The organism is Sphingomonas profundi (genome assembly GCF_009739515.1).
Taxonomy (GTDB): domain Bacteria; phylum Pseudomonadota; class Alphaproteobacteria; order Sphingomonadales; family Sphingomonadaceae; genus Alterirhizorhabdus; species Alterirhizorhabdus profundi.
On the sequence record NZ_CP046535.1, the window covers coordinates 513804 to 538147 of the forward strand.

Consider the following 24344-nt stretch of genomic DNA (forward strand, 5'->3'; position numbering starts at 1 on the left):
GGGGCGGGATTGAGGGAGGCGGAGATGTACGAGTTCGCCATCGACACGCACGACAAGGCCGCGCTCTATCGCGACCTGCTCGCCGCCGCCGACGCGCTGACCGCGGGCGAGCCCGATCCGGTCGCGAACATGGCCAATGTCGCGGCCCTGCTGTGGCAGTATCTGCCACGGCTGAACTGGGCGGGCTTCTACCGTGCGCGCGGCGGCGAGCTGGTGCTCGGGCCGTTCCAGGGCAAGCCCGCCTGCATCCGCATCGCCTATGGCAGCGGCGTGTGCGGCACGGCGGCGGCGGCGCGGCGGCCGCTGTGCATCGAGGATGTCCACGCCTTCCCCGGCCACATCGCGTGCGATGCCGATTCCGCGGCCGAGCTGGTGGTGCCGCTGCTGCACGGATCGCGGCTGGTGGGCGTCATCGATCTCGACAGCCCGGTGCGCGGCCGGTTCGACGAGGAGGACATCGCCGGCTGCGTCGCCCTGGCGGCGCTGATCGCCGGGCGGGTGAGCGAGGGCTGAGCCCGCCACTGATCGCCGCGCGCCAGCGCGGCGGCGGCCATGCTCAGCCGTCCGCCCGCAGGCGATAGCCGACGCCGAGCTCGTTCGCGATCACGCTGCCGACGGGCTCGGGCGCCTCCAGCTTCTGCCGCAGGTTGCGGATGACGATGCGGAGATACTCCACGCGCGGATCCTCGTCGCCGCCCCACGCCGCCGCGATGATGCGGTCATGCGTCACGACCCGGCCGATGTGGCGGGCGAGGACCGCCAGCACGTCATGCTCCTTGCGCGTCAGATGCAGTTCCTCGCCGCCGCGATGGACGATGCGGCGATCGAGATCGATCGTCAGGTCGCCCTTCTTCACGACCTTCGGCGTCGTCTCCGGCCCGCCGCGATGGCGCAGCGCCACGCGCAACCGGGCGAGCAGCTCCTCGGTATCGAACGGCTTGGTCACGAAGTCGTCGGCGCCCAGATCGAGCGCGGCGACCTTCTCGTCCGTCGCGTCGCGGGCCGAGACGACCAGCACCACCGTGTCGCCATCGTGGCGCAGCAGCGGGATCAGGCCCAGTCCGTCGCGATCCGGCAGGCCGAGGTCGAGCAGCACGGCGCCCGGATGCTCGGCCGCAGCGCTTGCGATCGCCTCGCGCCCGTTGGCCGCCTCCACCACGCCGTAGCCCGCACGTTCCAGCGTGTTGCGCAGCAGCCGCCGGATCGCGACCTCGTCGTCCACCACCAGGATCCTGACCGGCATCAGGCGATGCTCTCGGGGGCGACGGGTCGCACGATCAGCGGCGTCGGGAAGACCAGGGCGAAGGCGGCGCCCGATCCGTCCTCGCGGTTGCCGGCCTCCACCGTCATCCCCATCGCCTCCGCGAACGCCTTGACGATGGCGAGGCCGAGGCCCGTGCCGCCGGCCGCGCGATCGGAGCCTTCGAGGCGGCGGAACGTCTCGAACACCTCGCTCTCGCGGCCCGGCGGCAGGCCCGGTCCGTTGTCCAGCACGGCGAGGCGGATCTCGCCGTAGCGGTGGCGCCCCTCGATCACGATCGCCGTGCCGGGATCGCCGTAGCGCCCGGCATTGTCGAGCAGGTTGAGCAGGCAGTGGTGCAGCAGCTGCGGATCGGCGCGGATCAGCGGCAGATCGGGCGGCACGTCCAGCTGCACGGCATGCCCTTTCAGCGCGCGGCGGGCGTCGTGCGTGGCGCTGGTGACGGCGTCGCTGAGGTCCACCGGCTCGACGTTCAGCTTCAGGGCGCCCGCCTCTACCCGGGCCATGTCGAGCAGATTGGCGACGAAGCGGTTCAGCCGCGCCGCCTCCGCCTTGATCGTGCCGATCAGCTCCGGCGTGGCGCCGTGATCGAGCTGGTCGGCGGCGGCGATCACCGCGGTCAACGGCGTGCGCAGATCGTGGCTGACCGAGGAGAGCAGGGCGGCGCGCAGCCGGTCCCGCGTCCTCACCACGTCCACGTCGCGCATCTCGGCCTCCAGGCGGAGCCGTTCCAGCACCAGCGCGGACTGATCGATGAGGCTGGTGAGCAGCGGACGCTGGTCCGCGCGCACGGGATCGCCGCCGGCGTCGCGGGCGATGCCCAGCACGCCGAGCACGTGATCGCCCGTCTTCAGCGGCTGGAACAGCCATTCGGAGGCGGTGAGCGTGCCCGATCCCTTGCCGGCGATGTTGCCCGTATCGAACGCCCAGGTGGCCGCCGCCTGATCCATCGTGTCCAGCCGATAGCCGGGATCGCTCGCCGCCAGTATCTCCAGCCCGGCCTGGGCGGCGGGGGCGAGCACCAGCACCTGCACGTCGAACAGCCGCTTGACGTCGTCGCAGATCATCTGCGCGGCCGCCGCGGCATCGTTTACGCTGGTGATCTGGCGCAGGAAGCCGGCGAGGGTCGCGTTGCTCCGCGCGCTCGCCGCCGCCAGATCGGCCTGCGCCCGCACCCGCGCGGTCAGCTGGCTGGTGGCGATGGCGATGCCGAGCAGCACGATCACGGAAACGAGGTTCTCCGGGTTGCTGATGCTGAGCGTGCCGACCGGCGGCAGGAAGAAGAAGTTGTAGGCCAGGCTGGCGGCGATGCCGGCGAAGATGCCCGTGCGGAGGCCGTAGAAGCTGGCGGCGGCCATCACCGGCAGCAGATAGAGCAGGGCGACGTTGCCGAGGTCCAGGATGTGGAACAGCGCGCTCGCCACGGCGGTGACGGCGGCGACCATCAGCGCGGTGATCGCATAGCCGGCGGGCGATCCCCAGGCGGCGGCCGGGCGCCGGCGGCCGGGGTCCGTCGGCGTCGGCGCATGTTCCATCGGCAGCACGTGCACCGTCACGCCCGGCGTATCGCGGATCAGCCGATCGACGACCGAGCCGTGACGCAGCTCGAACCAGCGCGAGCGGCGCGACTTGCCCATCACCAGCTGCGTGGCCCGCGCATCGGCGAGGAAGGTCTGGATGCCCTCCACCACGCCGGTCGCCGGAACCGTCGCCACGGCCGCGCCGAGCTGGGTGGCGAGCGTCATCGTGCTCGCCACGCGGCTGTGCTGCTCGGCGGTGAAGTGGGCGGTGCGCGGCGTTTCGATGAACAGGGCGGTCCACGGGCCGCGCAGGCCGTCCGCCACGCGCTTGGCGGCGCGGACGAGGGTGTCGGCGCCCGGCAGCTCGTTTATGGCCACGACGATGCGATCGCTGCCCGCCCAGGTTCCGCCCACGCCCATCGCGCGGACATGCTCCAGCATCTGCGCGTCCACCGCCTGCGCCGCCCGGCGCAGCGCCAGCTCGCGCAGCGCCGAGAGGTTCGACTTGGAGAAGAAATGGCCCAGCGCCCGCGTCGCCTCGTGCGGCAGGTAGACCTTGCCGGCCTTCAACCGCTCGATCAGCTCGTCCGGCGGGATGTCGACCACCTCGATCTCGGCCATTTCGAGGACGCTGTCGGGCACAGTCTCGCGCACGCGCACGCGGGTGAAGCTGGCGACCACGTCGTTCAGGCTCTCGACGTGCTGAATGTTGATCGTCGAATAGACGTCGATGCCGGCGTCAAGCAGCTCCTCGACGTCCTGGAAGCGCTTGGGGTGGCGGCTGCCGGGGGCGTTGGTGTGGGCAAGCTCGTCCACCAGCACCAGCCGCGGCGCCCGCGCCAGGATGGCGTCGAGGTCCATCTCGTGCAGTACGCGGCCCTCGTAGGGTACCTCGCGCCGGGCGACGATCTCGTGGCCGCGGGTCAGCGCCTCGGTCTCGGGGCGGCCGTGGGTCTCGACCACGCCGACGACCACGTCGACGCCGTCGCGCTTGCGCGACGCACCTTCGGACAGCATCTCGAACGTCTTGCCGACGCCGGGTGCCGCGCCCAGGAACACCTTCAGCCGACCGCGCCCCTCCTGCGCCGCCTGGCGCAGCAGGGCATCGGGATCGGGCCGGTCCCCACCGCCGCCGATGGGACCGCCGCCGGCCATCAGCGGCGAAGGGCGTCCAGCGCGCGGTTCAGGGCGAGCACGTTGACGGTCGGCTCGCCCAGCAGCGAGTCCTCCGTCCCGCGCGCCACCAGCGCCCGGACCTGTTCCACCGGCAGGCCGCGCATGCGCGCGATGCGCGGCGCCTGCGCCTGCGCGGCGGCCGGCGACAGATCCGGATCGAGGCCGGATCCGCTCGCCGTAACCAGATCGGCCGGAAGCGGCGTCGCCATCCCCTCCGCCCGACGCCGGGCCACGTCCGGCCGGACGCGATCGACGAGCGCCCGGCTGGCCGGCCCGAGGTTCGAGCCCGAGGAGGCGAGACCGTCATAGCCCTTGCCGGCGGCGGACGGGCGCGTCTGGAAGTAGCGGTCGGCGGTAAAGGCCTGCCCCACCACCTCCGACCCGATCGTGCGCCCGCCGACCGTGACGAGGCTGCCATTGGCCCGGTGCGGGAACACCGCCTGGCCGATGCCCGTCATCGCCAGCGGGTAGGCGAGGCCCAGCAGGAGAGCGAACAGGATCGTCATGACGATCGCGGGCCGCAGCGCCGAGGTGAAATCACTGCCCATCATCCGGATCCTTATGCGAGGCCGAGGCCGCCGACGACAAGGTCGATCGCCTTGATGCCGACGAACGGGGCGATCAGGCCGCCCAGGCCGTAGATTGCGAGGTTGCGCGCGAGCAGCGGGCCGGCGCCCATCGGCCTGTAGGCCACGCCGCGCAGCGCCAGCGGCACGAGCATCGGGATGATGATCGCGTTGAAGATGATCGCCGAGAGGATCGCCGACTGCGGCGTCGCCAGCCCCATCACGTTCAGCACGCCGAGCCCAGGATACAGCACCACGAACATGGCGGGGATGATCGCGAAATATTTCGCGACATCGTTGGCGACCGAGAAGGTGGTGAGCGCGCCGCGCGTCATCAGCAGCTGCTTGCCGAGGCCGACGACCTCGATCAGCTTGGTCGGATCGCTGTCCAGATCGACCATGTTGCCCGCCTCGCGCGCCGCCTGCGTGCCGGTGTTCATCGCCACGCCGACATCGGCCTGGGCGAGGGCGGGGGCATCGTTGGTGCCGTCGCCGCACATCGCCACCAGCCGGCCGCCGGTCTGCTCCTTGCGGATCAGCTCCAGTTTGTCCTCCGGCGTCGCTTGGGCGAGGAAATCGTCGACTCCCGCCTCGGCGGCGATGGCGGCGGCGGTCAGCGGGTTGTCGCCGGTGATCATCACCGTGCGGATGCCCATCTGGCGCAGCTCGCCGAACCGCTCGCGGATGCCGGCCTTGACCACGTCCTTGAGGAAGATGGCGCCGAGCAGCCGCCCGTTCTTGGCGACCGCCAGCGGCGTGCCGCCGGCGCGGGCGATCTCGTCGGTCACGCGGCGCAGCTCGGTTGCGGCGGCGGTCTCGCCAAGGCCGGCATTGGCCTTGAGGATCGATTCCACCGCCCCCTTCTGCACCAGCAGATCGGCCGTCCTGACGCCGGAGATGCGGGTCTGCGCGGTGAAGGGGATCACCTCGGCCGCGTCCGGCAGGGCGCTGGTGCGGATGCCGAACCTGTCGCGCGCGAGGACCACGATCGATCGGCCCTCCGGCGTCTCGTCGGCCAGGCTGGCGAGCAAGGCCGCCTCGGCGAGCTCGGCGTCGCTGGCGCCGCCCACCGCGCGGAACTCGGACGCCTGGCGGTCGCCGATGGTGATCGTGCCGGTCTTGTCGAGCAGCAGCACGTCGATATCGCCCGCCGCCTCCACCGCGCGGCCGGACTTGGCCAGCACGTTGAAGCGCACCAGCCGGTCCATGCCGGCGATGCCGATCGCCGACAGCAGCGCGGCGATCGTGGTGGGGATCAGCGTGATGAGAAGCGCAGCCAGGATCGCGACGGGGATCGACCCGCCGGCATAAGCGGCGAAGCCCGGAATGGTGCCGACCGCGATCAGGAAGATGATCGTCAGGCCGACGAGCAGGATGGTGAGCGCCACCTCGTTGGGCGTCTTCTGCCGCTCCGCGCCCTCGACCAACGCGATCATGCGATCGAGGAAGCCCTGGCCGGGATCGGCAGTGACGCGCACCGTGATCTGGTCGGAGATGACGCGGGTGCCCGCCGTCACCGCCGAACGGTCGCCGCCCGCCTCGCGGATCACCGGCGCGCTCTCGCCGGTGATCGCCGCCTCGTTGACCGAGGCCACGCCCTCGACGACCTCGCCGTCGGCCGGGATCAGGTCGTCGGTGGCGACCAGCACGAGGTCGCCGGCGCGCAGCTCGCTCGCGGCGACCTGCTCGGTGCGGCCGTTCCTCAGCCGCTTCGCCGTCAGCTCGGCCTTGGTGGCGCGCAGCGAGGCGGCTTGCGCCTTGCCGCGCCCTTCCGCCAGCGCCTCGGCGAAGGTGCCGAACAGCACCGTCAGCCAGAGCCAGGCGGCGAGCTGCGCCTTGAAGGCGACGCTCAGATCGTCCTGTCCGACGACCAGGAGGAGCGTCATCAGCGTCGCCACGGCGGCGGTGACGAACATGACCGGATTGCGGATCAGCTGCCGCGGATCGAGCTTGACGAACGACGCCCTGATCGCCGGCACGACGAGGTCGGCGGTGAACAGGCTCTTCGTCCGGGTTCGGCTTTGCGATGTCTGGGCCATGGTGGCGCCCCCCCGTCAGGACAATGTGCCGCGGATCATCGCGAGATGATCGGCGATGGGACCGAGCGCGAGGCTCGGCAGGAAGGTGAGGCCGCCCAGGATCAGGATGATCCCGACGAGCAGGCCGACCCAGAGGCCGCCGGTGGTGGGGAAGGAGCCCGCGCTCTCCGGCGTGTGCCGCTTCGCCGCCAGGCTGCCGGCGATCGCCAGCATCGGCACGATGATGAAGAAGCGGCCCACCCACATCGCGACGCCCAGCAGGCCATTATAGTAGGGCGTGTTGGCGGTGAGCCCGGCAAAGGCCGAGCCGTTGTTCGCGACGGCGCTGGTGAAGGCGTAGAGGATCTCCGAAAAGCCGTGCGGCCCCTTGTTCAGCGGCCCCGCCAGCCCCTGGCCGAGCACCGACGACAGAGCGGCCAGACCCAGGATGGCGAGCGGCAGCACCGCGATCGCCAGCACCGCCAGCTTCACCTCGCGGCTCTCGATCTTCTTGCCGACATATTCGGGCGTGCGGCCCACCATCAGCCCGGCGACGAACACCGCGAGAATGGCGAACAGCAGGAAGCCGTAGATGCCCGCGCCGACGCCGCCGACCACCACCTCGCCCAGCTGCATGTTGAACAGCGGGATCATGCCGCCGAGCGCCGTGAAACTGTCATGCATCGCGTTCACCGCACCGCACGACGCGGCGGTGGTGACGACCGAGAACAGCGCCGAGGCGGCGATGCCGAAGCGGACCTCCTTGCCTTCCATGTTGCCGCCGGCCACGCCCAGGCCGTGCAGCACCGGATTGCCGGCCGCTTCCTGCCAGTAGGTGACGGTGACGCCGGCGAGGAACAGGATGACCATCGCCGACAGGATCGCCCAGCCCTGGCGCGTGTTGCCCACCGCCTTGCCGAACGTCCACGTCAGGCCGAAGCCGATCACGAAGATCGACAGCATCTGGACGAGGTTGGTCAGCGCGGTCGGATTCTCGAACGGGTGGGCGGAATTGGCGTTGAAGAAGCCGCCGCCGTTGGTGCCGAGCATCTTGATCGCTTCCTGGCTGGCGACCGGGCCGATCGCCAGCACCTGCTGCGCGCCTTCCAGGGTGCCGACGTTCACCGTGCCGGCCAGGGTCTGCGGCACGCCCGAGGCGATCAGGAAGACGGTGTAGACGATGCAGAGCGGCAGCAGCAGGTAGAGCGTCACGCGCGTCACATCGGCCCAGAAATTGCCGACCGTCCTGCTCTCGCGCCGCGCGAAGCCGCGGAACAGCGCGAAGGCCAGGGCGATGCCGGTGGCCGCGGAGAGGAAGTTGTGGATCGTCAGCCCCAGCATCTGGCTGAGGTTCGACATGGTGCTCTCGCCGCCGTAGCTCTGCCAGTTGGTGTTGGTGGTGAAGCTGACGGCCGTGTTGAAGGCGAGGTGCGGCGACAGCCCGGCGAGCCCCTGCGGATTGCCCGGCAGCACGCCCTGCAGGCGCAGCACCGCATAAGTGAACGCCATCAGCGCGACGTTGAACAGCAGCATGTGCAGCGCGTAGCGCCGCCATCCCTGCTCCTGCTGCGGATCGATGCCGGCGAGGCGGTAGAAGCCGCTCTCGACCGGGCCGAGCACGACGTGCAGCGGCGTGCGGCGGCCCTCGTAGAGCGCGAACAGCCACGCGCCGACCGGCCGGGTGAGCGCGAGCAGGATGGCGACGAAGCCGAGGATCAGGATCCAGCCCTGTACGGTCATGATGCCGCCTCCTTCAGAAGCGTTCGGGGCGGATCAGGACCGCCACCAGGTAGAGGAGCAGGCCGAGCGCGGTGAGCGCCGCCAGCCACAGATCGAGGGTCATCGCATCACCTCAGGCGGGAGGGGGTCAGGCATTGTCGCACAGGCGGGCATAAGCGAGCGTCGCCGCCACCAGCCCGATCATGATCGCGATCCAGAGCAGGTCTTCCATCGCCGCTTCTCCTCAGAACGCCACGACCGGCCGGCCGCAGGCCACGCCGTGCCGCCCCCTGCCGGAGCCGGGCCGGGCGAGGCGGATCGCGCAATGCGGCGTCGTCGCCGTCGCGATGATCGGATGTGTGGACTTCATGCATGCCCCCAAGCGGAGTGGCCGCCGACACCATCGGCAAGGCCTTCAGGGACATGCGATTAGGCGCACGCCGCGTTTGAATGCGAGATCGATTCCGGTGTTTCGCATAGTGCGCGCATATGTTTCGGCCGATCTTCGGCGATTGCCGGCCGGCGTGCGCCCCGGCTAGGAAGATGGATCGATTGCGGAAGGGGAAAGCGCATGTCGGCAAGTGCCATCAGCCGCAGAGGATTGCTCGCGGCGGGCGGCGGCGGTCTCGCGGCGGCGCTCGCGGGCATTCCCGCCGCCGCGATGCCCGTCGGCGACTTCGCGCGCTTCGATCCCGCCTACATCGATGCCGAGGTCGAGCGGTTCAGGAAGGCGTTCGAGGTGCCGGGCTATGCGGTCGCGATCGTCGGGGCGACGCCGCAGCCGTACCTCAAGGGCTATGGCGTGCGCACGCTCGGCCGACCGGATCCGGTCGGCCCGCACACGCGCTTCGCCATCGCGTCGAACACCAAGGCGTACACGACGGCGGCGCTCGCCATCCTCGTCGACGAGGGCAGGCTGGGATTGGACGATCCGGTCGTCCGCCATCTGCCCGCGTTCCGCATGCACGATCCGGCGATCACGCCGCTGGTGACGGTGCGCGACCTGCTCTGCCACCGCAGCGGCCTGCCGCTGGGCGCGGGCGACCTGCTGTTCTTCCCCGACACCACGCACAAGGCGGCCGACGCGCTGAAGGCGCTGGCGTACCTGAAGGCCGAGCGCCCGTTCCGCAGCGGCTACGCCTATGACAATATCCTCTACACCGTCGCCGGGCTCCTGATCGCGCAAGTCTCGGGTATGCCGTGGCGCGATTTCGTCACGACGCGGCTGCTGCGGCCGATCGGCGCGGCGGACGCGGTGGCCAACCTGGACCTGCTCACCGCCACCGACGTCGCCGGGCGCCACGGGCGGCGCGGTGGCCGGCTGCTGGGCGAGGGGCCGATGACGGTCGTGCAGCCGCAGGGCGAGCGTGGCGACAATGTCGAGGCGGCGGGCGGGATCAACGCGAGCGTCGCCGATCAGGCGCGCTGGATGCTGACTCAGCTCGCCCGGGGCGTGGCGCCCGACGGCACGCGCATCTGGTCCGCCGCGCAGGCCGAGGAGATGTGGACGCCGCAGGTCATCGTCGGCACCAGCGACGGCCGGACGGCGGCGAATCCGGCGCGCTCGGTCCTCAGGGCCTATGCCCTGGGCTGGGGCGTCTCGGACTATCGCGGCGAACGGCTCATCGGCCATGCGGGCGGCCTGAACGGCCAGATCACCCGCACGGCGCTGTTGCCGGGAAGGGGGCTTGGCGTCGCCGTCTTCTCCAATGCGGAAGGCGCTTCGCCCGATGGACTGCGCAACGCGATCATCGATCATCTCATCGGCGCGCCGGCAGCCGACTGGGTCGCGATCCAGCGGGCCACCGATGCCGACAAGCGGCAGACGCTGCTGAAGACCGCGAACGCCTCGCTGGATCGGCCACCCGCCGGCGGCCCTTCGCTACCGCTGCAGGCCTATGCCGGGCGGTACGGCGATCCCTGGTACGGCGATGTCGTGGTGCGCCGATCCGGACAGGGCCTGGCGATCGCGTTCGTGCCGACGCCCGATCTGAAGGGCGCGCTGGAGCCGTGGGGTGCCGACACGTTCCGCACCCGCTTTCCGACCGGCTTCGAGGATGCCCTCGTGCGCTTCGCCGTCAGCGAGGGACGCGTGCAGCGGATCACCATGACGCCATTCTCGCCGCTGGCCGACTTCAGCTACGACTATCAGCATCTCGATTTCCGGCCCGCCTCGTGACGCACGGCCGTCGCCTACTCCGCTGATTGCGCGCGGAGGAAGGCGGCGCTTTCCGCCAGCACCGGCGCCAGGCCGCGGAACGGCCGGGAGAGCGCCATGACGATGCCCTGATGGCCGAGCCCGGCATAGGTGCGCAGCACCGTGCGGCGGCTGCCGAGCGCGCGCTGCCGTGCGGCAAGCGCGTAGGCGTTGCGCGGGCGGATCGTGCCGTCGGCGGTGCCGGTGGCGAGCCAGAGCGGCGGCGCATCGGCGCGGGCGAAGGTGATCGGCTGGGTCTGGCGCGGATCGGGCGCGGCGCCCATCGCATCCCGCGCCGGTTGCCAGGTGAAGGGATAGAAATCATAGGGGCCGGCCAGCCCGGCGGCGGCGCGCACGACCGCCGGATCGATCCCCTGCGCCGCCAGATAGCGTCGGTCCAGCGCCAGCATCATCGCCAGATAGCCCCCCGCCGAGTGACCGACGAGCAGGATGCGATCGGGATCGCCGCCGTAGCGGGCGATGTTGCGATGGACCCAGGCGACCGCCGCCGCCGCATCGCTGACGAAGGTGGGGAAACGCACGCCCGGCACCTTGCGATAGTCGGGCACCACGGCGACGAAGCCTTCGCCGGCATAGGCACGGGCGACGAAGCCGTAATCCTGCCGCCGCCCGCTCACCCACGAGCCGCCGTAGAAGAAGACGACCACCGGCCGCCGCGCGCCGCCGGAGGCCGCCGCCCAGATGTCGAGCCGGTCGCCCGCGGCCGGCGCGAACGGTACGCCCTGCGCCACGCGTGCGGCCGTGCCCAGGGTGAACAGGCGATCGACGGTGTCGAGCGCCCCCGGCGGCGATCGGGCGTAGAGCGCGCCGAGCGCGCCCGCGATCGCGATCAGCACCAGCAGCGCGCCGCCCGCCGCCCGCCGCCAGCCGCGCGGCTGCCCGGAGTGTGGCGGCGCGATCACTTGCTGCCGCTATTGTGCCAGACGCCGTTCCAGTCGGCGGCCGGCGGATCGGCGGCGAGCGCGTTGGCGCGATCGAGCATCAGCAGCGACGGCCGATCCTGCGGGTTGTTGACGAGGGCGGCGGCGAAATCGGCGGCGGCGCCCTTCCAGTCGCGCGCGAACAGGCGCTCGCGGCCACGGCGATAATCCGCCAGCATCGCCGCGCGGCCCTGCTCCACGCCACCGGCATCGTGCAGCACCTGGAAGATCTTGGCCGGCCGCTGCCGCCCGCGCACGGTGATGACGTCCAGCTCGCGCAGCTCGTGGCGATCGGCCACCGCCGCCGCCGTCGCCTCGTCGACGAGGATCTCGACGCCGTAGCCCTTGGTGAGATCCTGCAGGCGCGAGGAGAGGTTCACGCTGTCGCCGATCACGGTGTAGTCCATCCGCTTGGGGCTGCCGATCGTGCCGGCCACCACCTCGCCAGTGGCGATGCCGACGCCCAGGCGCAGCGGCGGCAGCGATCGCGCGGCGCGGCCCTGGTTCAGCAGGTGCAGCGCGCGCAGCATCTGCACGGCGCTGGCCACCGCGTTCTCCGGATCGCGCCCGGTGGTCAGCGGCGCGCCGTACACCGCCATGATCGCGTCGCCGATGAACTTGTCGAGCACGCCGTCATAGGCGGCCACCGCTTCGAAGAACTCGGTGAACGCCTCGTTTAGCATGTCCACCGTCTCGCGCGGGGTCAGCGCCTCGGCCATGGTGGTGAAGTTGCGGATGTCGGCGAACAGCACGCTGGCCTGGCAGGCGGTGCCGAAGAGCAGCTCGTCCCCGCGCGAGAGGACCTGATCGACCACCTTCTGCGTCATGAAGCGGCGCATCGCGCCCTGCATGCGCTTGCCCTCGCTTATATCCTCGATCAGTAGCAGCAGGCCCACCGAGCCGCCGTCGCCCAGCAGCGGCACGATCGTGATGTTGGCCGAGATCGTCTTCTCGCCGCCGACGACGAGGTCGACGTCGATCAGCGACTTGCGCTCGCCCGTGGCGGCCACGGCGTCGATCTCGGTCAGCAGCCAGGGGTTGGTGTCAGCCAGCAGCTGGCGCGCGTTCACGCCCTCCAGCACGTCGGCCGGCAGGTTCAGGATGGCGCTGGCGGCGGCGTTCAGCTTCGCGATCTCGGCGCTGCGATCGAGCGTGATGACGCCGCTCGACATCGAGCGCAGGATGCTCTCGTTATAGTTGCGCGAGGTGACGACCTCGGAGAACAGGGTCGCATTGTCGATCGCGATCGCGGCCTGCGCGGCGAAGGCGACCATCCGCTTGACGTCGTCGTCGCTGAACGGGCGGCCGTCGCGGCGGTTCAGCGTCTGCATCACGCCCAGCCGCCGCCCGTCGCGCGCCGTGACCGGCATCGTCAGGATGCTGCGGGTGTGATAGTCCGTTGAGGTATCGACCGTCCGGCTGAACCGCTGATCGTTATAGGCATCGGCGACGTTGACGATCTCGCCATGGGTGAAGGCGTGGCCGGCGAGGCCCTGATCCGATCGGATGCGGATCTCCCGCGTGGTCAGCCCCTCGGCCACCAGCGACCAGAGCTCGTCGGTGCGCTCGTCATAGAGCAGCAGCGAGCTGCGGTCGGCGTTGAGGATGCGGCTCGTCACCTCGATGATGCGGGCGAGCAGCACGTCCAGCTGCATCTCGGACGTGATCGCGGAGTTCACCTCGATCAGCTCGCGCAGGTCGGCGTTGATATGCTCGGCGGAGACGATCGCCAGCGACCACCGCTCCGCCACCACCACGAAGTGCGAGAACAGCAGCATCAGCATGCCGAGCGGCAGCGAGGCGGTGCTGAGGCCGAGCCCGACCGGCATGATGCCGGACCAGACAAGCGCGGCGTTGACCGCGAACAGGGTGAACACGGCGATGCCGACGAGGAACACCAGCGCCCCGTCCCGCCCGCGCAGGGCCGCGCGCAGCACGATCGTCAGGATGCCCAGCAGGCTCGATCCCAGCACCAGCGGCCAGGCGATCGCGATCTTGGAGGCGAGCAGCGTGTCGCCCCGAGCGAAGGCGAAGCATTGCGCGAGGAAGAAGGCGCCGACCAGCGCGATCAGCGCGCGGAACAGCAGCACCGGCGTCTCGCGCGGAAACAGGGCGCGCGAATAGGCCAGGAAGAAGCCGATGAAGAGCGCGGTCGGGATATATTGCAGCGCCAGCACGGCGGTGAAGCTCAGGCCCGGCAGCGCCAGCAGCAGGATATTGTCATAGCTGAGGATCGCCGTGCCCGGTATGCCGCACAGCGCCGCCAGCGACAGATAGAGGGACGGCCGGTCCTGCCGGCGGAAGAGGTAGGCCACCAGCCCGTTCAGCGCCAGCAGCAGCAGCGCGCTGTGGAACAGCAGGTCCTTCATCCATTCCAGCGCGATCCAGCGGCGCATCGCCGATGCCTCGCCGAAGATCAGCGAATCGACGAAGCCGTTGTCGCGGTGCAGGAAGGCGCCGAGATCGATGCGCAGCGAGAGCGGCCGGCCGCCCGCCTCGAACGATATCTCGTGCGATCGCAGATCGTAGCGGGTGCCGGCGCGGTTCGTCGCGATGCGCCCGCGCGCCTCCACCAGCCGCCCGTCGATGAACACGCGGTCGGCGGCGAAGGTGATCGGGATGTGCAGCGTGTAGCGGCCCGGCGCCAGATCGCGGATCACCAGCCGGTAGCTGGCGACGCCGGACGGCGGCAGGCGTCCGCCGCCGGGCATCGGCAGGCCGGCCCAGCCGCCCGGCACGTCCGCCAGCGTGCTGCTGCCCGGCGGCACGTCAGACCCGTCGGCGCCCAGCCAGACGAGGCGCCACTTGCCGTCCAGCTGCACCGGGGCGGCGAGGCGGCCCCAGCCGCGATAGCTGATCGATCCGTTCTCCGCGCGGGGTGCATCGTGGGCGATCAGATCGACGAACATCGGCGCGCACAGCGCCAGCATCAGGCCGAGCACCAGGATGCCGAACAGCAGCCGGCCGCGCGAGCTGTCGCTGTCGCCGCCGAGCAGGCCGACGCGCCGCGCGAGGGACGTGCGCATCAGCACCGATCGGCCTCCGCGCCTGCGGCGCGGCCGATCGCGCGGGCCGGTGATCGCACGGACATCAACCCTCCTTCAGGACGGCAGCCTTATGCGTGCGCCACGCCTGGTTCGTCGAGTGCCTAACGCCCGGCCGGTCATCGCGTCCGCCGCCGGCTCAATCCGACGCGGCGAGATCGAGCAGGTAGCGCCCGTAGGCGGTCTTGGCGAACATCTCGCCGCGCCGGCGCAGCTGGTCGCGATCGATGAAGCCGTTGAGATAGGCGATCTCCTCCAGGCAGGCCACCTGCGTGTTCTGCCGCTTCTGGATGACGCGGACGAACTCCGACGCCTCGACCAGGCTGTCGTGCGTGCCGGTATCGAGCCACGCGTAGCCGCGCCCCATCTTCTCCACATAGAGCGCGTCCCGTTCCATGTAGAGGCGGTTGAGATCGGTGATCTCATATTCGCCGCGGGCGGAGGGGCGCACCTGCGCGGCAAGCTCCGTGACGCGGCTATCGTAGAAATAGAGGCCGGTGACGGCCAGGTTGGAGCGTGGCGCCTTCGGCTTCTCCTCCAGGCTGATCGCGCGGCCGTGCTCGTTCAGCTCGACGACGCCATAGGCCTCGGGATGATCGACATGATAGGCGAACACCGTCGCGCCCTGGGTGCGGGCGGTGGCGCTGGCCAGCAGCTCGCGCATGCCGGCGCCGAAGAAGATGTTGTCGCCCAGCACCAGCGCCGCCGCCTCGCCGGCGACGAAATCGGCGCCGATCACGAACGCCTGGGCCAGCCCGTCCGGCTTCGGCTGCTCGGCATAGTCGATGCGCAGGCCGAACTGCTCGCCATCGCCGAACAGGCGCCGGTAATTGTCGATATATTCGGGCGACGAGATGATCAGGATGTCGCGGATGCCGGCCAGCATCAGGATCGACATCGGATAGTAGATCATCGGCTTGTCGTAGATCGGCAGCAGCTGCTTGTTGATCGCCAGGGTCGCCGGGTGCAGCCGCGTGCCGGAGCCGCCGGCCAGGATGATGCCCTTCATGCCGTGTGTCCCAGCCGCTCGCCGGCATAGGCGCCGGAGAGGATGTCGCGCCACCAGCGCTCGTTGTCGAGATACCAGCGGATCGTCTTCTCGATGCCGGTCTCGAACGTCTCGCGCGGGCTCCAGCCGAGTTCGTCGCGCAGCCGGGAGGCATCGATCGCGTAGCGGAAATCGTGGCCCGGCCGATCCGCCACATAGCTGATCTGGGTGGCATAGGATTGCCCGTCGGCGCGCGGGCGGATGCGATCGAGCGTATCGCAGATGGTGGTGACGACCGTCAGGTTCGTCCGCTCCGAATTGCCGCCGACCATGTAGCTTGCTCCCAGGCGGCCGCGCTCGAACACGGCGCGCAGCGCGCGGACATGGTCGTCGACATACAGCCAGTCGCGCACGTTGGCACCCTTGCCGTAGACCGGCAGCGCCTCGCCCGACAGGCACTTGATGATCATCAGCGGGATCAGCTTTTCGGGAAAGTGATACGGCCCGTAATTGTTCGAGCAGTTGGTGATGACCACCGGCAGCCCGTAGGTGTGGTGCCACGCGCTCACCAGATGATCCGATCCCGCCTTGGACGCGGAATAAGGCGAGCGCGGATCGTAGGCGGTGTCCTCGGTGAAATAGCCCTCGTCGCCCAGCGCGCCGAACACCTCGTCGGTGGAGATGTGGTGGAAGCGGAACGCCTGCTTCTCCGCACCCTCCAGCGAGCGCCAGTGGTCCAGCGCGGCCGACAGCATCGTGAAGGTGCCGACGACGTTGGTCTGGATGAAGGCGGCCGGCCCGTCGATCGATCGATCGACGTGCGATTCCGCCGCCAGATGGGTGACGATCGTCGGCCGGAACTCGGCGAACAGCCGGGCCATGGCGGCGGCATCGCAGATGTCCGCGCGGGCGAAGCGGTAGCGCGGGCTGCGCGCCGCCTCCGCGACCGAGCTCTCGTTGCCGGCATAGGTCAGCGCGTCGACGTTCAGCAGCTCATAGTCGCTCTCGGCGATCAGGCTGCGCACCAGCGCGGAGCCGATGAAGCCGGCGCCGCCGGTCACGAGGATGCGGGTTGGGCCTTGGTCTGTCATCGTCTTCCCCCGCGATCAGAGAGAGGCGAGCGGCTGCAGCGGCCGGCCGTCATAGGCGAACGGGCTGGTCCACTGGGCCAGGCGGGGCAGCCTGCGATCCTTGTCGGACAGGACGGGGCCGTCCGCCGGCGCCGGCCACGGCAGGGCGATGTCCGGATCGTCCCACGCGATGCCGCCGTCGCAATCGGGCGCGTAATAATCGTCCACCTTGTAGATCACCTCGCTGTCCGGCTCCAGCGTGACGAAGCCGTGGGCGAAGCCGGCCGGCATGAACAGCTGATCGCCATTATCGGCCGAGAGCGTGGCCGCGACCCACTGGCCGAAGGTGGGCGATCCGTTCCGCACGTCCACCGCCACGTCCCAGATGCTGCCGCGCACGCAGCGCACGAGCTTGGCCTGCGCGTGCGGCGGCGCCTGGAAGTGCAGGCCGCGCAGCGTGCCGACCGGCCGGGAGAGCGAGTGATTGTCCTGGCAGAAGACGGTATCGATGCCCTGTTCGGCCAAGCGGCGCTGATGATAGGTCTCCGAGAACCAGCCGCGATCGTCGGCGAAGCGCTTGGGGCGGATCAGTTGAACGGGCAAGATAGGGTTCCGGTCTCGTTGCGAACGACGCTCGATAGCGCAACTGTGCGCCGCGGCGAAACCTTAAGCTGTCGCGATCGATCGCACCACCGGAACGATCGCTCGATATCGGCGCGAACGGGGCGCAAGCGGGGGTGACGGCGACCGCCGCCTGCGCCGGGCTGATCCTGGATCCCGGCCGGCCCGCGCGCCGCGCGGCTGGCACTGGCGACCGTCGCGCCGCCGCCGCTCGTTTCCTGCATCATGGCGACGCGCGGGCGGATCGAGCCGGCGCGGCATGCGATCGCCTGTTTCGACCGGCAGACCCACGCGCCGCGCGAGCTGGTGATCGCCTGTGCGACGCCCGGCAGCGCGGTGGCGCGCCACGTGGCCGGCCGCACGGACGTCAGGCTGGTGGAGGTGCCATCCGCCGCCACCGTCGGCGCGCTGCGCAACGCGGCGATCGCCGCCGCCGCCGGACCTCTGCTGTGCGTGTGGGACGACGACGATCTCGCCTGCCCCGACCGGCTGGCATGGCAGGTGGCGGCGCTGGCGGAGGCGCGGGCGGCCGCCTGCGTGCTGGCGCGGGTGCTGCTGTGGTGGCCGGCGCGGCGGCGACTGGCGGCCTCTGCCGGGCGGATGTGGGAGAACAGCCTGCTCGTCACCCGCGAGGGCATCGGCGCCTATCCCGATGTGGCGCGCGGCGGCGACACCGCGGTGGTCGCCGGCATCCGCGCCGCCCGGCGCATCGTGGCGCTCGATCGGGCGGACGCCTACTGCTACGTCGCGCATGGCGGCAACCTGTGGGGCGAGCGCCACTTCGAGATGCTGTTCGCCCGCGCGACACAGACCTTTTCCGGCGCCGCCTACGACGCGGCGGTGGAGCGCCTCTCGGCGCTGCCGCTCGACGCCTATGCCGCCGGGCTGGCCGGCTGACCGCCGCCTCCGACATGTGGCAGGCGCGCGATCCCGCCGGCTGCTGCTAGGCATCGCGCCGAGAGACGCCGAGGGAGAGAGCGATGATCCGCCATGTCGTGATGATCAAGTTCAAGAAGGACGCGCCGCGCGAGAAGATCGACATCTTCCTTGAGGAGGTGAAGAAGCTGCCGCACCTCAACAAGGAAATTCGCGACTACAGCCACGGCGAGGTCGTCCATACGCGCTATCATAGCGGCGACTTCGATTTCGCCAATTGCTGCGACATCGACAGCTACGAGGCGATGGAACGCTATATGTCGCACTGGGCGCACCTGCGCATGACGCCGTTCCTGCCCGACATCCTGGAGAACATGATCTCGTTCGACTGGGAGATCGACTATTGGGGCCCGGGCTTCGACACCAAGGCGGCCAAGGAGGAGGCCGAGAAGGAGACGGCGCGCGTGCTGCCCCGGCACGACGACCCCGCCAAGGCCTTCGTCCCCGAGGTGCGTGGCCAGACGAAGAAGCGCGCGATCGAGATGCTGAGCGCCGTCGGCCTGGAGCTGGACCCCGAGGTGGACGAGATCATCGGCTCCGTCTGGGCGCCGGACCGGATCATGTTCGTGACCCCGGAGGCGGGCGCCGAGGTGGACAAGGGCACGAAGGTGAAGATCGGCATCACCGGCGACTGGCTGACCGGCCCCGCCGTGCCCGCCGAAGCGACCGCCTGGTAAGCGAAGGGACACCGGATGATCATTCTGAACGGACGCATCAAGACCTCTCCCGAGGATGTCCGCGCGCTGGCGGCCGATCTGGTCGCGGGCGTCGCGCGCACCCGCAAGGAGGATGGCTGCATCGAATATGGCTTCGCGCTGGAGGATGCCGAGGCGGGCACGATCCTGGTGATCGAGCGGTGGCGCGACCAGGCATCGCTCGACACCCATCTCGCCACGCCCGAGATCGCCGAGCTGTTCGGCAAGTGGGGCGGCCGCTTCGAGGCGCAGGTGCGCATGTTCGATGCGTCGAACGAGCGGGGCATGGGCGAGTAGAGCGGGGGAGCGAAGCATGAGCGAGCCGGCGAGGATCGTCCAGAATTGCTATGTCGTCCGCAACCTGGAGGAGGCGTGCGCGCGGATGCACGCCCTCTACGGCATCGGCCCGTTCATCGGCGGGGTGGAGGCGGAACTCTCCGACCACGAATATCGCGGCCGGCCCGCCCCGCCGATCCGCCTGCGCGGCGTGTTCGTCCAGTCCGGCGATCTCAACATCGAGCTGGTCGAGCTCGTCTCGACCAGCCCCAGCGCCTTTCACGACATGTTCGCCGCCGGCGCCGAGGGCTTCCACCACGTCGCGATGTTCTGCGCGGACTATGCGGCGGAGCGGGACGCGATGATCGCGCAAGGGTATGCGCTGGCGAGCGAGTTCAGCGTCACCTTCGGGCCGGGCGACGTGGCGCAGATCTGCTACCTCGATGCGCGCGACACGCTGGGCCACATGATCGAACTCTATCCCGAGCACCCCGTGATCCGCGATATGTACCGCCAGGCGCGCGTCGCGCCGGACGGGTGGGACGGCCAGCGGCTGATCATTCCCTGGGGCGAGGTGTAGGCCGCGGCGCGGGGAGCGCCGGGCTCAGCGGAGCGCCAGCAGCCGCTCCGCCTGCTTCAGGTGCGGCCGGTCGATCATGCGGCCGTCCAGCGAGAGGGCGCCGGCGCCCGGATCGGCGGCGAAGGCGGCGACGATCGCCTCGGCATGGGTGATCTCCGCCTCGGTCGGGGCGAAGGCCTGCTCGATCACCGGCACCTGCGAGGGGTGGATCGCCATCATGCCGGTGAAGCCGTCGCGCCGGGCGCGCGCGGCGAAGGCGGCCAGGCCCGACAGGTCGCGGAAGGCGGGATAGACCGTCTCGATCGGCGCGACGCCGGCCGCGCCCGCGCCGAACAGGGTGAGCGCGCGGCACATCTGGTAGGGTGCGGTGAAGCTGCCATCCTCCTCGCGCGAGGTGCTTGCACCGATCGCGGCGGGCAGATCCTCCGCCCCCCAGGTGATCCCGGCCAGACGCGGCGTGACGCCGCCATAGCTGCCGAGCCGGAACACGGCGGCCGGCGTCTCGCTGGCGATCGGCAGGATGGCGATGCCGCCCAGCGGCAGCCCGTGCAGCACCTCGCCCCGCGCCAGCGCGTCGTCCAGCGCCGCCAGCGAGGCGGCACCTTCCGCCTTGGGCAGCACGATGCCGTCCGGCCGGCCCGACATCACGGCGGCGAGATCGTCGTCGCTGAGGCCGCTATCCAGCGGGTTGATCCGCACGAACAGGGCGCAGCGCCGCTCCGCCGTGGCGAGGAAATCCGCCACCATCCGCCGCGCCTCGGCCTTGCGCGGCGGCGCCACGGCATCCTCCAGATCGAGGATCAGCGCCCGCGCGCCCAGCCCCAGCGCCTTCTCCATCCGTTCCGGCCGGTCGCCCGGCACGAACAGCAGCGATCGCAGATTCATCGCCGGCGTCACCGCGACGCCGCCGCGGCGACAGGGCAGGCGGTCGCGCCGATCGCGCCGAGCGCCAGGCAGCGCCCGTCCACGTCGCCCGGCGGCGTGAGGCCGAGGATCGCGGCGAGCGTCGGCGCGATATCCACCGTCTCCACCGGCAGGAAGCGGGTCTGCGCCGGCGCGCCCTTCCACCAGAACAGGATCGGCACGCGGCGATCATAGTTCCACACGCTGCCGTGGCCGGCGATGTAGCTGCCCGGGCGCGGCAGCGGCGCCGTGTACGGCCGCGCCGCGACCAGCAGATCGCCGGATCGGCCGCGATAGGCGCTCTCGGCGAACCGCTCCTGCAGGCTCAGTTCGTCGGGCGCCTTGCCGCGCGGCACCGGCGTGGCGAGGATCTCGTCCAGGGTGAAGGCGGCGGCGACGTCCGGCTCCCCGGCCAGCGCGCGCTTGGCGGCGGCCAGCATGCGCGGGCGATCGGCGGCGGCGATGGCAGGCACCAGCGCGAGCTCGTCGAGGCTGCCGGCGAATGGCGCGACGGTGGCGCCGGTCTCCGCCATCACCGCCGCGTTCATCCGCTGGACGATCGCGTCGCCATCGACGCGCCCGGCCGGATAGCCCTCGGCCGCGAGCCGCTCGACCAGATCGGAGCCGCCATGATCGGCCGTCAGCATCACCAGATAGGGGATCGCCAGCTTGTCCAGCTTGGCGAGCAGCGCGCCGATGCCGGCGTCAAGGCTGTGCAGCTGCTCGCACATCTCCGGCCCGCGCGTGCCGTAGGCGTGGCCGACATAGTCGGTGCCGGAAAAGCTGATCGCCAGCAGGTCCGTCGCCGGGCCGCGGCCCAGGCGGTAATGGTCGATCAGCCGCTCGGCCGCGGCCTCCGTCATCCGGTCGTCTGTGGGGGAGGCCATGACGTTGCGCCAGAGATCGGCCGGCTTGTCCGACGTGCCGTAGCCCGCAGGCGGCAGGTCCGAGCGGAACGGCTGGCCGGCGACCGTCCACGTTCCGGCGGCGGCGCGGCAATCGGCGTGGGCGTAGGTCCAGCGCGGCGGCTTCAGCCAGTTCCCCTTGAGCGAGGTGGTGAGGGCGGCCAGCGGGGCGAGCGCCTTGGCGCCATCCTCGCCGGGGCGGACATAGGTGGTGAAGCCGTAGCCGGGGAACAGCCAGAACACCCCGTCCGGATTGTGCCCGGCCATGTTGATCGCGCCGCGATCCTTGCCGGAGACGGCGACGACGCGGCTCTGCGGCGACGCCGCCTTCAGCCACTCGCCCAGCGTGTCGACGCGCAGCTTCTTCGGGCTGACGCCGGGCGCGGTCTTGTCGTGCGCCAGCTGCACATCGCTGTCGGCGAGGCAGTAGACCGTCTTGCCGCTGGTCTCGTCCCGCAGCGAGTTGGCGACGATGCCGGTCTTGTTCGGATGGCGCCCGGTGAGCATGGTGGAGTGGCCGGGGCACGTCTCCGTCGCGGCGTGGCTCTGATAGCCGCTCGGATAGACGATGCCGCCCGAGAGGCGCTTCAGCCCGGCGGTGAAGCGGGGCCGCCACTCCTCGAACAGGTTGGCGCTGAACTGATCGACCGAGATCGCGACGACCAGCCGCGGCGGCGCTGCGGCCGCCGTTGCCGGCTGCGCGCCTGCCGCGGCGGCGGGCGCGGTGGCGGCGGCCAGGCCTGCCGCCAGGCCGATCGACGTGAGGAAAACGCGCATCGGGAAACTCCTTGGCGCCGCGCGACGCGGCAGTACGGCCGATCCCCGGCCGTAGCTCCGCCATGTTACAGCGCCGTGCCAGCGCCGCGCCAGCCTCTATTCGACGGCCCTAGAGGGTGGTGGAGAAGGGCGTGAAGTTCGTACCCTCGTCGAAGATGTCGACGCCCTCGCGCCGTTTGAGGAAGCCCACCACCGCGTAGGTCAGCGGCGTCAGCAGCACCTCCCACGAGACTTTCAGCACCCACTGGGTGACGAGCACCTTGCCGACGAGCGCCGGCGTCCACCCCGCCGCGCCCAGGAAGGCGAGCGGGTAGAAGATCAGGCTGTCCACCCCTTCGCCGAACACGGTGCTGCCGATCGTGCGCATCCACAGGTGGCGTCCGCCGCTCCACAGCTTCATCCGGGCGAGGACGTAGCTGTTGGTGAACTCGCCCGCCCAGAAGGCGAGCATGCTGGCGAACACGATGCGCGGCACCTGGCCGAACACCTGCTCGTAGGCGCCCTGTCCCGTCCAGTCGGCGGCGGGCGGCAGGGCGACGACGATCCAAGACATCGCAGCCATGAACAGCAGCGCGCCGAACCCGGCCCACACGCAGCGCCGCGCGCGGGCATAGCCGTACACCTCGGTCAGCACGTCGCCCAGCACGTAGCCGACCGGAAAGAACAGGATGCCCGCGCCGAACGGCCAGTCGCCGATGCCGGGCAGCCGGATCGTCGCGACCTTGCCGGCGCCGATCACGTTGGACAGCAGCAGGATCGTGACGAACGCGGCCATCACGAAGTCGAAGTAGCGCAACGGGCGCGCGCCCAGCGTGGCGGCGCCGATCGCGGCGGGTCCAGCGGTGTCGCGGCGGCTCATGCCGGCGAGACTAGAGCGGTTTGCGCCTGTGTGGAACCGCTCCGGTCGGTTGTCTGCCGCGGTTGTCGAACCAGAAGGTAATTCCACCCGCCTTGCGACTGCTCTGATCGGTCGGCGCGCGGCGCAATGGCGCGCAAGGATGTCGGCCATTCCGGGGCGACAGGATCGGATTGCATGCTAGGGCGCGGACGGATCGGGAGATGATCGTGATAGCGTTCGACGCATCGATGGACGCCTATGAGGCATGGCTGCGCGCGCGGCTGGGCGAGGATCTGCGCGAGGACGACCTGGCCGAGAAGCACCGGAAGATGGCGAAGGGGCCGTTCGCCTTCCTGCGCGCGACCTACTGGCGCTGGGCGGAGACGATCCTGGAGATCTGCCCCGATCTGGCGGAGGCGCCGGCGGTGCTGGCGATCGGCGACATCCATCTGGAGAATTTCGGCACCTGGCGCGATGCCGAGGGGCGGCTGGTGTGGGGCGTCAACGATTTCGACGAGGCGGCGACGATGCCGGCCGTGCTCGATCCGCTGCGGCTGGCCGTCAGCGCGATGCTGGCGGGCAAGGTGCCGGCCGAGACGGTGTGCGACGCGATCGCGGCTGGCTACGCCGCTGGTCTGGAGGCGCCCGGCGCGACCGTGCTGGAAAGCGGCCAAGGCTGGCTGCGCAAGGCCCTGCTGCCGCCCGAGGAGGAGCGGGACGGCTTCTGGACGAAGCTGGCGGCGCCGGCGGAAGCGATCCCGCCCGCTTACGCCGCGGCCCTCCGCGACGCGCTGCCACCGGACGCGACGGACGTCCGCACCTTTCCGCGCTCCGCCGGCACCGGCAGCCTGGGCCGGCCGCGCTTCGTCGCCCTCGCCACCTGGCGGAACGGGCCGGTGGCGCGGGAGGCGAAGGCGATGCTGCCGCCCGCCTGGTCGCTGCACCATGGCGGCGCCGCCGCGATCCGCGCCGGCGAGATCGCCGCTGGCCGCTATCGCGCGCCTGATCCGTGCTACCGGACCGGCGCCGGCGACGGCATCGCGACGCGCCGCCTGTCGCCGGACAGCCGCAAGATCGAGGCGAAGGGCGATCCGGAACGCTTCCTGGCGCGCGACATGCTGGTGGCGATGGGGCATGACATCGCCAGCTGCCACGCGGGCGACGCGGGCGCGCTTGCCGCCGTGCGCGAGGACTGGCGCGGGCGCCCGCGCGGCTGGCTGGCCGCCGCGGCGACGATCGCCGCCCGCGCCGTCACGCGCGATCAGGATGCGTTCGAGCATGCGTGCGGACGCGGGCGGCGCTAGCGGCTTGCG

At 70.7% G+C, this 24344-nt stretch carries 22 protein-coding genes; 7 read left to right on the top strand and 15 right to left on the bottom strand.

The genetic code is table 11. The features are described 5' to 3' along the window. Positions 1-24 precede the first annotated feature (24 nt). Positions 25-513, top strand: coding sequence for a GAF domain-containing protein (locus GNT64_RS02400; RefSeq protein ID WP_156678062.1), 489 nt, complete (start codon positions 25-27; stop codon positions 511-513). Between the two features lie 43 nt (positions 514-556). Here the strand turns inward: GNT64_RS02400 and GNT64_RS02405 are convergent, their stop codons facing one another. The 7 genes from GNT64_RS02405 to GNT64_RS22155 form a co-directional block, all read right to left on the bottom strand. Continuing rightward, a complete protein-coding gene (locus tag GNT64_RS02405; protein ID WP_156678063.1) occupies positions 557-1243 on the bottom strand; it encodes a response regulator transcription factor in 687 nt (228 codons plus the stop codon). Continuing rightward, positions 1243-3936, bottom strand: a complete 2694-nt coding sequence (locus GNT64_RS02410; RefSeq protein ID WP_156678064.1) for a sensor histidine kinase — start codon at positions 3934-3936, stop codon at positions 1243-1245. Before GNT64_RS02410 ends, GNT64_RS02405 begins: the two co-directional genes overlap by 1 nt. Continuing rightward, a complete protein-coding gene (gene kdpC / locus GNT64_RS02415) occupies positions 3936-4505 on the bottom strand; it encodes a potassium-transporting ATPase subunit KdpC (RefSeq protein ID WP_156681381.1) in 570 nt (189 codons plus the stop codon). Before kdpC ends, GNT64_RS02410 begins: the two co-directional genes overlap by 1 nt. Before the next feature lie 11 nt (positions 4506-4516). Further along, the gene (kdpB, locus tag GNT64_RS02420) at positions 4517-6562 is read right to left on the bottom strand and encodes a potassium-transporting ATPase subunit KdpB (RefSeq protein WP_156678065.1); all 2046 of its coding nucleotides are present in this window, start codon (positions 6560-6562) and stop codon (positions 4517-4519) included. A gap of 15 nt (positions 6563-6577) precedes the next feature. Then, on the bottom strand, positions 6578-8281 hold the full coding sequence (gene kdpA, locus GNT64_RS02425; RefSeq protein ID WP_156678066.1) for a potassium-transporting ATPase subunit KdpA: 1704 nt from the start codon (positions 8279-8281) through the stop codon (positions 6578-6580). Positions 8282-8294: 13 nt separating this feature from the next. Continuing rightward, a complete protein-coding gene (gene kdpF / locus GNT64_RS02430) occupies positions 8295-8384 on the bottom strand; it encodes a K(+)-transporting ATPase subunit F (protein ID WP_038665721.1) in 90 nt (29 codons plus the stop codon). A gap of 120 nt (positions 8385-8504) precedes the next feature. Next, the gene (locus GNT64_RS22155) at positions 8505-8630 is read right to left on the bottom strand and encodes a hypothetical protein (protein ID WP_277873257.1); all 126 of its coding nucleotides are present in this window, start codon (positions 8628-8630) and stop codon (positions 8505-8507) included. Positions 8631-8831: 201 nt separating this feature from the next. Between GNT64_RS22155 and GNT64_RS02435 the strand changes: the two genes are divergently transcribed. Next, positions 8832-10439, top strand: a complete 1608-nt coding sequence (locus GNT64_RS02435) for a serine hydrolase (protein ID WP_156678067.1) — start codon at positions 8832-8834, stop codon at positions 10437-10439. A gap of 14 nt (positions 10440-10453) precedes the next feature. Here GNT64_RS02435 and GNT64_RS02440 read toward each other — a convergent pair whose 3' ends face one another. The 5 genes from GNT64_RS02440 to rfbC form a co-directional block, all read right to left on the bottom strand. Beyond that, the gene (locus GNT64_RS02440) at positions 10454-11380 is read right to left on the bottom strand and encodes an alpha/beta hydrolase (RefSeq protein ID WP_231639200.1); all 927 of its coding nucleotides are present in this window, start codon (positions 11378-11380) and stop codon (positions 10454-10456) included. Continuing rightward, positions 11377-14424 carry an adenylate/guanylate cyclase domain-containing protein gene (locus GNT64_RS02445; RefSeq protein ID WP_156678068.1) on the bottom strand — a complete coding sequence of 1016 codons (3048 nt, stop codon included), beginning with the start codon at positions 14422-14424 and terminating at the stop codon, positions 11377-11379. The genes GNT64_RS02440 and GNT64_RS02445 overlap by 4 nt, the downstream gene beginning before the upstream one ends. Positions 14425-14581: 157 nt before the next feature. Beyond that, complete coding sequence (gene rfbA / locus GNT64_RS02450; protein ID WP_156678069.1) at positions 14582-15451, bottom strand: glucose-1-phosphate thymidylyltransferase RfbA; 870 nt, start codon at positions 15449-15451, stop codon at positions 14582-14584. Then, positions 15448-16521 (bottom strand): dTDP-glucose 4,6-dehydratase, encoded by a 1074-nt coding sequence (rfbB, locus tag GNT64_RS02455; RefSeq protein WP_156678070.1) that lies wholly within the window; start codon positions 16519-16521, stop codon positions 15448-15450. The genes rfbA and rfbB overlap by 4 nt, the downstream gene beginning before the upstream one ends. Positions 16522-16536: 15 nt before the next feature. After that, on the bottom strand, positions 16537-17103 hold the full coding sequence (gene rfbC / locus GNT64_RS02460) for a dTDP-4-dehydrorhamnose 3,5-epimerase (RefSeq protein WP_156678071.1): 567 nt from the start codon (positions 17101-17103) through the stop codon (positions 16537-16539). Between the two features lie 243 nt (positions 17104-17346). On the opposite strand from rfbC, the gene GNT64_RS02465 reads away from it, so the two are divergent. From GNT64_RS02465 to GNT64_RS02480, 4 genes are all read left to right on the top strand, one after another. After that, positions 17347-18018: a glycosyltransferase family A protein gene (locus GNT64_RS02465; RefSeq protein WP_156678072.1), complete on the top strand. Its 672-nt coding sequence runs from the start codon at positions 17347-17349 to the stop codon at positions 18016-18018. Positions 18019-18101: 83 nt separating this feature from the next. Then, positions 18102-18734, top strand: a complete 633-nt coding sequence (locus tag GNT64_RS02470; protein WP_156678073.1) for a Dabb family protein — start codon at positions 18102-18104, stop codon at positions 18732-18734. 15 nt (positions 18735-18749) lie between these two features. Beyond that, positions 18750-19049 (top strand): putative quinol monooxygenase, encoded by a 300-nt coding sequence (locus GNT64_RS02475; RefSeq protein WP_156678074.1) that lies wholly within the window; start codon positions 18750-18752, stop codon positions 19047-19049. Positions 19050-19065: 16 nt separating this feature from the next. After that, the gene (locus GNT64_RS02480; protein ID WP_197277254.1) at positions 19066-19608 is read left to right on the top strand and encodes a VOC family protein; all 543 of its coding nucleotides are present in this window, start codon (positions 19066-19068) and stop codon (positions 19606-19608) included. 24 nt (positions 19609-19632) lie between these two features. Here GNT64_RS02480 and GNT64_RS02485 read toward each other — a convergent pair whose 3' ends face one another. From GNT64_RS02485 to GNT64_RS02495, 3 genes are all read right to left on the bottom strand, one after another. After that, the gene (locus GNT64_RS02485) at positions 19633-20493 is read right to left on the bottom strand and encodes an HpcH/HpaI aldolase/citrate lyase family protein (RefSeq protein ID WP_156681383.1); all 861 of its coding nucleotides are present in this window, start codon (positions 20491-20493) and stop codon (positions 19633-19635) included. Positions 20494-20501: 8 nt separating this feature from the next. Continuing rightward, a complete protein-coding gene (locus tag GNT64_RS02490; protein WP_156678076.1) occupies positions 20502-22193 on the bottom strand; it encodes an alkaline phosphatase family protein in 1692 nt (563 codons plus the stop codon). 109 nt (positions 22194-22302) lie between these two features. After that, the gene (locus GNT64_RS02495; protein ID WP_156678077.1) at positions 22303-23052 is read right to left on the bottom strand and encodes a queuosine precursor transporter; all 750 of its coding nucleotides are present in this window, start codon (positions 23050-23052) and stop codon (positions 22303-22305) included. 200 nt (positions 23053-23252) lie between these two features. On the opposite strand from GNT64_RS02495, the gene GNT64_RS02500 reads away from it, so the two are divergent. Next, complete coding sequence (locus GNT64_RS02500; protein ID WP_156678078.1) at positions 23253-24335, top strand: DUF2252 family protein; 1083 nt, start codon at positions 23253-23255, stop codon at positions 24333-24335. The last annotated feature ends 9 nt before the right edge of the window (positions 24336-24344 follow it).

Bases quoted from the DNA above. Each gene is read 5' to 3' on its own strand.
- kdpB (WP_156678065.1), bottom strand. From the start codon at position 6,562: ATGGCCCAGACATCGCAAAGCCGAACCCGGACGAAGAGCCTGTTCACC.
- GNT64_RS02500 (WP_156678078.1), top strand. From the start codon at position 23,253: ATGATCGTGATAGCGTTCGACGCATCGATGGACGCCTATGAGGCATGG.
- rfbA (WP_156678069.1), bottom strand. From the start codon at position 15,451: ATGAAGGGCATCATCCTGGCCGGCGGCTCCGGCACGCGGCTGCACCCG.
- GNT64_RS02495 (WP_156678077.1), bottom strand. From the start codon at position 23,052: ATGAGCCGCCGCGACACCGCTGGACCCGCCGCGATCGGCGCCGCCACG.
- kdpC (WP_156681381.1), bottom strand. From the start codon at position 4,505: ATGGGCAGTGATTTCACCTCGGCGCTGCGGCCCGCGATCGTCATGACG.
- GNT64_RS02490 (WP_156678076.1), bottom strand. From the start codon at position 22,193: ATGCGCGTTTTCCTCACGTCGATCGGCCTGGCGGCAGGCCTGGCCGCC.
- GNT64_RS22155 (WP_277873257.1), bottom strand. From the start codon at position 8,630: ATGAAGTCCACACATCCGATCATCGCGACGGCGACGACGCCGCATTGC.
- GNT64_RS02470 (WP_156678073.1), top strand. From the start codon at position 18,102: ATGATCCGCCATGTCGTGATGATCAAGTTCAAGAAGGACGCGCCGCGC.
- GNT64_RS02475 (WP_156678074.1), top strand. From the start codon at position 18,750: ATGATCATTCTGAACGGACGCATCAAGACCTCTCCCGAGGATGTCCGC.
- GNT64_RS02410 (WP_156678064.1), bottom strand. From the start codon at position 3,936: ATGGCCGGCGGCGGTCCCATCGGCGGCGGTGGGGACCGGCCCGATCCC.
- kdpA (WP_156678066.1), bottom strand. From the start codon at position 8,281: ATGACCGTACAGGGCTGGATCCTGATCCTCGGCTTCGTCGCCATCCTG.
- rfbB (WP_156678070.1), bottom strand. From the start codon at position 16,521: ATGACAGACCAAGGCCCAACCCGCATCCTCGTGACCGGCGGCGCCGGC.
- GNT64_RS02405 (WP_156678063.1), bottom strand. From the start codon at position 1,243: ATGCCGGTCAGGATCCTGGTGGTGGACGACGAGGTCGCGATCCGGCGG.
- GNT64_RS02485 (WP_156681383.1), bottom strand. From the start codon at position 20,493: ATGAATCTGCGATCGCTGCTGTTCGTGCCGGGCGACCGGCCGGAACGG.
- GNT64_RS02465 (WP_156678072.1), top strand. From the start codon at position 17,347: ATGGCGACGCGCGGGCGGATCGAGCCGGCGCGGCATGCGATCGCCTGT.
- kdpF (WP_038665721.1), bottom strand. From the start codon at position 8,384: ATGACCCTCGATCTGTGGCTGGCGGCGCTCACCGCGCTCGGCCTGCTC.
- GNT64_RS02445 (WP_156678068.1), bottom strand. From the start codon at position 14,424: ATGCGCACGTCCCTCGCGCGGCGCGTCGGCCTGCTCGGCGGCGACAGC.
- GNT64_RS02480 (WP_197277254.1), top strand. From the start codon at position 19,066: ATGAGCGAGCCGGCGAGGATCGTCCAGAATTGCTATGTCGTCCGCAAC.
- GNT64_RS02400 (WP_156678062.1), top strand. From the start codon at position 25: ATGTACGAGTTCGCCATCGACACGCACGACAAGGCCGCGCTCTATCGC.
- GNT64_RS02435 (WP_156678067.1), top strand. From the start codon at position 8,832: ATGTCGGCAAGTGCCATCAGCCGCAGAGGATTGCTCGCGGCGGGCGGC.